Here is a 6,567-nt window from a genome sequence, read left to right as displayed (position 1 = left end):
GGGGAGGGTCCCCTTGGTGTCCCCACCGCAGTCCGGCTCCCTCACCCCGGCCGCAGGCGTACCGCCCGAAGGATGCACACGTTCGTTCGGACGATGCACGTCCTGTGGCGCCTGCCGCCGGCGCGGGGCACGCCACCGCATCGGCAGACCCGCCCGTACCGGCGGGCTCAGTTCCGTGCGGGCCTGGGCTGGACCACCGGCCCCGCCGCCTTGAAGCCGCGCTGCTCGCCGAACCACTCGGGCGTGGCGTTGGACAGGGCGTGGGACAGCAGGGTGCGCAGGAACCAGCCGTGGCCGTGGCCGTTGCCCCGGGCGTCCTGGTCCCAGCCCGCCGGGTTGTCCAGCGGGTGCTCCAGCCAGTGCCGGAAGAAGGAGGGCGGCAGGTGGACCAGCCCCACGCTGCGGTCGTGGTTGTAGGCCTCGACCCCGGTGCCCCTGGGGTGCGCGCCCTGCTTCTTGCGCAGGGCGGCCTTCGCGGGCTTGCCGCCCTCCCACTCCACGGTGTCCAGGTTGACGGTGGTGGGGCTCTGCAGCCCCAGGCCGCTGCCGAGCATCGCCCGCTGGTGGTCGTCGTAGGAGGTGTAGACGAAGACGCGGGCGTCGCGGTTGACCCGGCGCTTCCAGAACGACGCCCTCTCCAGCAGTGCCTGGAAGCGCTCCAGGCGGGCCTTCGCATCCCCCACCTGGAGGTTCGGGTCGAAGAGGTTGATCTGTGACAGGTGGCGGCGGAAGAACGGTGTGTCGGCAGCGCCCTTCATCAGCTTCTCGACGCGGTCACCGCTGTGGCTGTAGCCGGAGAGCATCACCTGCCCGAACTCGGGGAAGCCGTCCTGGACGGGGCGGCCCGTGATCTTCCCGGAGGCGAAGAGGAGCACCTCCTGGACCGCCCGGGTCAGGCCCTGCTCCGTCAGCAGGTCGTTGAAATTGCCTCCCGCGACGGACGCCACGGGGACGACGTAGAGGACGTTCGGCTCGAACCGGTCCGAGGCCAGCAGGTGCTGGGCGACCGCCCGGAAGTCCGTGCACAGGTAGCGCTCGCCGAGCTTGACATAGGGCTGCGTCCCCTTGAATTTGTCGGTGACGCAGCCGCGGTCCTTCCCGTCGATGCGGCACGTGCCGGTCCAGTAGTCGGTGGCGGCGTAGCAGTCCCGGTCGGTCGGCGGGTGGAAGAGGAAGTGGACGTTGACGTTCTGGGTGGCCCCGGCCTTCAGGTGCAGCGCCGCCGTCCTGGACACCCACATCAGGAACAGCTGCGTGGCCTGGTCCCGCTCCGCGACGAGGACGGTCCCGTGCTCGTCCGCCAGGCCGCCGACGACATCCTTGTACTGGACCATCCGGACGTTGAGGCCGTCCGGTTGGGCGGCGTCCAGGACCCGGCGCCCCGGCACGTCGATCCCGCGGTCGCGGTTCCGCAGCAGCGGGAGCAGCAGATCGGTGTCGGCGCTGCCGTCGCTCTGGAGGAGTTTGAGGCCGGGGTCCTGGAGCGACTGGAACCGGCTGAAAACGTCGGTCATCATGGGTCGGCACCTCGTTCGCCGCACGGCCTGGGACTCTCCGGGACTTTCCGGTGCTCCCCGGCACTCCTCGGAGCGGCCATCCTCGTGCACCGCGCCGCCGCCTCCCGCCGCGACGGGCCGGACGCGGGCGCCCTCGGCCGGCCCACCACCCGAACGGAGCGCCCGGAAGCCCTGCCCTGGCCGGATCCCGATGGTCGCGCTCCGGCTTCTCCCCCGCCGGGGCGCGGGCACGACGAGCGGAGCGGGCGGGACAGGAGGCGTGAAGGCCGGGTGAAGGACCCGTCGGCAGTCGCAGGGGGCGTGGAGCTGCCCTCTTCACAGGGGCGGGGACGAACCGTTCCCCCGCCGCACCGCACCGCGGACGGCGCGCCCGCCGGGCCCGGCGAGGTTTCAGGGATGTACGCATGGGGCGAACCGGGCACCGCGGTGCCTCGGCGGGGTGCGGCCGGCGCCGCGGGCCGCAGCGGATTACCGGCCAATGTGACCGGAGCGCCCTCTTGGCGGAGCGAGCCTCGACCTAGACTCGGTAAAACGGTGGCGCCCGGCCGGTATCGATCCGGTCCGAGCCGCGCGCCCACGGGGGACCAGGCGCATCCGCACCATCCCGCTTGAGCACGCGTGTGTGCTCAGGCACGCATGTGGCACCTCTGCGCGACACCGTCGCACTGCGCGCGGCACCGTCGCGCTGCCGGAGGACGGCGGCTCCCGGGGATCGTGTTCCTGCCAGGAGTCGTCGTCGGGCTTCCGGCCCACGTTCCGGCACGGACCCGGTCCGGCGATCTACCGGGCCGACCCCTTCGACACTCCTCGGGAGACCTCCATGTCCGACCACCTGCAGGACGTCCTCGCGCTCGACGACCTCGACCTCGACCTCGACCTGGGCGAACTGACCGTCACCGCGCTGCGCGACAGCATCGCGCTGCCGGAGGGCGGCGCGTCCACCAACTCCACGTCCTGCAACTCCTCCTCCAACTCCAGCATCGTGCACCCGACGACGACGTGGTTCTGACGCTCCGCGCTGCCGGGCGTCCTGAGCGGTGCCGAGCCCTGCCGAACCCTGCTGAGCTGTAGCAAGCCCTACTGAGCGGCGCCGAAGCACCAGCCCGGGCCGGTGGCTCGCCCGCCACCCGCACGGCGCCCTGCTGGAGGAGGCCCTGCCCCTCGTCGGCGGGCAGTCGGAACCGGCGCGGACGGTCGAACTCGTCCTGGAGACCTACCGCCCGCCCGGCCCAACCCACTGCCCGCCCCCGTCCGCCCCGCCGGTGCCGCACCGAGGAGTCGCCCGATGAGCGAGCCGACGACTGAGTTGACGAGTGAGCCGATGAGCGGTCCGGCCGGCCGCCCCGCGCCCGGGACCGCCCTCGACGTGATCCTCTACCACTACCGGCCCGTCAAGGCGCGCGCCCTGCGCGAGGCCGTCCTGCCGCTCGCGCGCAGGGCGACGGAGCAGGGGCTGCTCGCCCACGTCGAACGGCACTGGCGGTTCGGGCCGCACCTGCGGCTGCGACTGGAGGGGTCGGCCGAGCGGGTGGCCGCCGCGGCGGAGGAGTCCGCCCGGGCGCTGCGGACGTGGGCGGCCGCGCACCCGTCCGTCGCCGACCGCACGCGGGAACAGCTGCTCGCCGAGGCCGCCGTCGCCGGGCGGGCCGAGCTGATCGCCCCGCCGTACGGCCCGCTGGTGCCGGACAACACCGTCCGGGTGGCGCCCGTCGACCCGGCCGCGACGACCGACCTGCACGCGCTGCTCGGGGCCGAACCCGCTGCGCTGCGCGACGAGTTGATGCGCGCCGGGCTGCCCGCGATCACCTCGGCCTGCGCGTTCCTCGGGGAGCACGGCGACACCGCGCAGGCCCGGGTGCGGCTGGTGCTCACGGCGCTGGCGGCGCACGCGAGCACCCATCCGGACGGGCTGATCGGCGGGCACTACTCCTTCCTCTCCCACCTGGAGGACTTCCTCGTCCACGAGGACCCGGACGGCCGGGTCCGAGCGGCCTTCGATCAGCGCTGGGAGCGCAGCGGCCCCGCCGCCACGGAGCTGGTCCGCCGCGTGGCGGCCGGGGACACCCGGGGCTGGGAGCAGGACTGGGCGCGCTGGTCGGCCACGGCCTGGGGCCGGGCCGAGCGGCTGCTGGCGGCCGGGGCCGACCTCTCCGGCCGCGGCGAGGAGTACCGGGCCCGCGCGACCGCCCTCGGCGACCCGGCCACCGCCGAACGCTGGGACTTCGAACTGCGCACCCGCTACAGCGAGTTCCACCGGATGCTGACCCGCAGCGACCCCGACGGCACGCTGTTCGACCGCACCCACTACCTGATCTACCGGACCGGCACCAACGCCCTGTACCGGCTCTTCGCGATCTGCGACGTCCGGCCGGTGGAGCGCTACCTGGCCGCCCACCTCCTCGTACGCAGCGTCCCCGAACTCACCGGACACCGGTGGCGGGACTACATCGCCCAGGTGATCGCCATGGTCGAGGGGCCGGCGTGACGGCCCTTCCACCTCGCAGTCGCCGCCCGCGCCCCGCCGGCGCGCCACCGCAGCGACCACCGCGGCGACCACCGCCTCCGCACTCAGCTGTGGTTGACGATGATGAAGATGCCCCAGCCGATCGCGGCGAGGACCACCGCGAAGCACACCACGGCAACGGTCCGGCCGAGCGCCCCGGCGGCGCGGCGGGAGACCCCGGCCCCGTCGATCCCGACCGGTGGGTAGAGGGCGCGCACACCGATGGCGAACAGTGCGGGCAGACCGGCGCCGGCGAGGAATCCGACCACGACGATCTTCCAGAGCGCGTCCAGATCGACCCAGGAGTTCACGGGGCCACCTCGTCGGTGGCGGGAACGGGCTCCGGGTCCGGGATGACCGACCCGGTCCACGCGGCGTTGACGTTCTCCGGGGTGACCGCCGGGTGGCGGGACGCGACGAAGAAGGCGATCGAGGCCAGCACCAGGACGGCGAAGATGGTCACGACGCCCCCGGTGCCGCCGATCCCGTCGGCGACCCAGTAGGCCAGCGCCCCGACCAGTGCCGCCGCCGGGAGGGTGAGCACCCAGGCCACCACCATGCGGCGGGCGATGTTCCACCGTACGACCGCGCCCTTCTTGCCGACCCCCGATCCGAGGATCGACCCGGTGGCGACGTGGGTGGTGGAGAGCGAGTAGCCGAAGTCCGTGGAGGAGAGGATGACCGCGGCCGAGGCCGACTCACTGGCCATCCCCTGCGGCGGTTCGATCTCCACCAGTCCCTTGCCCAGCGCCCTGATGACCCGCCAGCCGCCGATGTAGGTGCCCAGCGCGATGGCCGTGGCGCAGGAGCCGATCACCCAGTCCGGCGCCTTCGCCCCGGTGCTCAGGGTGCCGCTGGCGATCAGGGCCAGCGTGATGACGCCCATGGTCTTCTGGGCGTCGTTGGTGCCGTGGGCGAGCGAGACCATGCAGGCCGACCCGACCTGACCGCTCCGGAAGCCCTGGGTGCGCGGGCCCTCGGAGACCTCGCGGGTGACGCGGTAGACGAGGTAGGTGCCGAGCGCGGCGACCGAGCCCGCGATGAACGGCGACAGGGCGGCCGGCACGATCACCTTGGCGACGAGGCCCTGCCACTTGACGGCGGAGGCCCCGGCCGCCGCCATGGTCGCCCCGACCACGCCGCCGATCAGCGCGTGCGAGGAACTCGACGGGATCCCGACGTACCAGGTCGTCAGGTTCCACAGGATGCTGCCCGTCAGGCCCGCCATGACCACGGTCAGCGTCACGTCCTGGCTCTGCACCAGACCGCTGGCGATCGTCGCGGCGACCGCGGTCGACAGGAAGGCGCCCACCAGGTTCAGCACCGCCGAGACGCCGACCGCGACACGCGGCGGGAGGGCGCCGGTGACGATCGAGGTCGCCATGGCGTTGCCGGTGTCGTGAAACCCGTTGGTGAAGTCGAAACCGAGCGCGGTGACCACCACCAGCGCCAGAACCACGTCATTGCCGGTCACGCGTCCGAACCTAACCCGCCGACCGCCGCCGCCCCGGTCCCCCGCCACCCGTACGGGGCCGGGCGGTGGAGGACACCATCCGATCGGACCAGCACGGCCGTGGAGCCCGAGCGGAGCGCACAGGACAGAACCACTACTCGGTCAATAATTGGGTGTCGCCGACCACTTTGGGACTGATAGCGTCCCGGACGTGGCAAAGCTGAACCAGATCATCGCCGTTGAAAAGGGCGTCAAGTCCAAGTCCTTCCAGGAGCTGACGCAGGCCCACCAGGACCTTCAGAAGCCCGCGCTGCTGGCCGGGATCTCCCGCACCTACCAGCCCAAGGACGAGGAGGGCGAGCAGCTGCCGCCGGAGTCGACCCGTGTGCAGCTGAAGGCCGAGGACATCCTGCGGTCCACCGCGCAGACCCTCACCCGGCTCTTCGACGTGACGGCCACCAAGGACTGGGCCAACATCGGTGCCAGCGCCGATGTGGTGGTCGACGGCCAGGTGCTCCTCGCCCGGGTGCCGGTGCCGTACCTGCTCTTCCTGGAGAAGCAGCTCACCGACCTGTTCACCTTCGTGAAGAAGCTCCCGGTGCTGGACGCCTCCGAGTCCTGGAACCTCGACCCGTCCGCCGACGCCTGGAAGACCGAGCCGGTGCGCACCATCCGGACCAAGAAGGTGCCGCGCAACCACGTCAAGGCCGAGGCCACCGAGAAGCACCCGGCCCAGGTCGAGGTCTACTACGAGGACATCGCGGTCGGCTACTGGACCACGGTCAAGTTCTCCGGCGCGCTGCCGGCCCGCCGGGTGAACGAGCTCGCCGAGCGGGTGGAGAAGCTCCAGCAGGCGGTCAAGTTCGCCCGCGAGGAGGCCAACGCGGTCGAGGTCACCGACCAGCGGGTCGGCGACGCCGTCTTCGGCTACCTCTTCCGGTAGCCCCATGATCGCCCGCCCGGGGAGCCGGGCGGGTGCACCGAGCGCGTCGAACACCCTGTCCGGGAGACCGGGCGGGTGCGCTGCACGGTGCGAAAAGCTGACACTGACGTTGAAGCTGACCAGGGGTCCCAGTGGAGGTTCGAGTCCTCCC

6 protein-coding genes are annotated in these 6,567 nt (G+C 72.3%); 3 read left to right on the top strand and 3 right to left on the bottom strand.

The genetic code is table 11. From position 1 onward, the window contains the following. Nucleotides 1–167: 167 nt before the first annotated feature. Entirely contained in the window at nt 168–1,517 is a 1,350-nt protein-coding gene (locus ACIQOV_RS21075; protein WP_401050567.1) for a hypothetical protein, read from the bottom strand. A gap of 820 nt (nt 1,518–2,337) precedes the next feature. Here ACIQOV_RS21075 and ACIQOV_RS21070 point away from each other — a divergent pair. After that, complete coding sequence (locus tag ACIQOV_RS21070) at nt 2,338–2,526, top strand: thiazolylpeptide-type bacteriocin (RefSeq protein WP_401050565.1); 189 nt, start codon at nt 2,338–2,340, stop codon at nt 2,524–2,526. Nucleotides 2,527–2,802: 276 nt separating this feature from the next. Further along, complete coding sequence (locus ACIQOV_RS21065) at nt 2,803–4,002, top strand: lantibiotic dehydratase C-terminal domain-containing protein (RefSeq protein WP_401050563.1); 1,200 nt, start codon at nt 2,803–2,805, stop codon at nt 4,000–4,002. An 83-nt stretch (nt 4,003–4,085) separates the two neighbouring features. On the opposite strand, the gene ACIQOV_RS21060 is transcribed toward ACIQOV_RS21065, so the two are convergent. Beyond that, nucleotides 4,086–4,331, bottom strand: a complete 246-nt coding sequence (locus ACIQOV_RS21060) for a hypothetical protein (RefSeq protein WP_401050560.1) — start codon at nt 4,329–4,331, stop codon at nt 4,086–4,088. Continuing rightward, entirely contained in the window at nt 4,328–5,494 is a 1,167-nt protein-coding gene (locus ACIQOV_RS21055) for an anion permease (protein ID WP_401050559.1), read from the bottom strand. The genes ACIQOV_RS21060 and ACIQOV_RS21055 overlap by 4 nt, the downstream gene beginning before the upstream one ends. 190 nt (nt 5,495–5,684) lie before the next feature. Between ACIQOV_RS21055 and ACIQOV_RS21050 the strand changes: the two genes are divergently transcribed. Then, entirely contained in the window at nt 5,685–6,416 is a 732-nt protein-coding gene (locus ACIQOV_RS21050; protein ID WP_401050556.1) for a hypothetical protein, read from the top strand. The last annotated feature ends 151 nt before the right edge of the window (nt 6,417–6,567 follow it).

It is taken from the genome of Kitasatospora sp. NPDC091257 (assembly GCF_044757675.1).
Classification (GTDB): domain Bacteria; phylum Actinomycetota; class Actinomycetes; order Streptomycetales; family Streptomycetaceae; genus Kitasatospora; species Kitasatospora lactacystinica.
This window is presented reverse-complemented; position numbering and strand designations above follow the sequence as displayed.

Excerpts from the sequence above, each read along its gene's own strand:
- ACIQOV_RS21070 (WP_401050565.1), top strand. The coding sequence starts at position 2,338 with ATGTCCGACCACCTGCAGGACGTCCTCGCGCTCGACGACCTCGACCTC.
- ACIQOV_RS21065 (WP_401050563.1), top strand. The coding sequence starts at position 2,803 with ATGAGCGAGCCGACGACTGAGTTGACGAGTGAGCCGATGAGCGGTCCG.
- ACIQOV_RS21075 (WP_401050567.1), bottom strand. The coding sequence starts at position 1,517 with ATGATGACCGACGTTTTCAGCCGGTTCCAGTCGCTCCAGGACCCCGGC.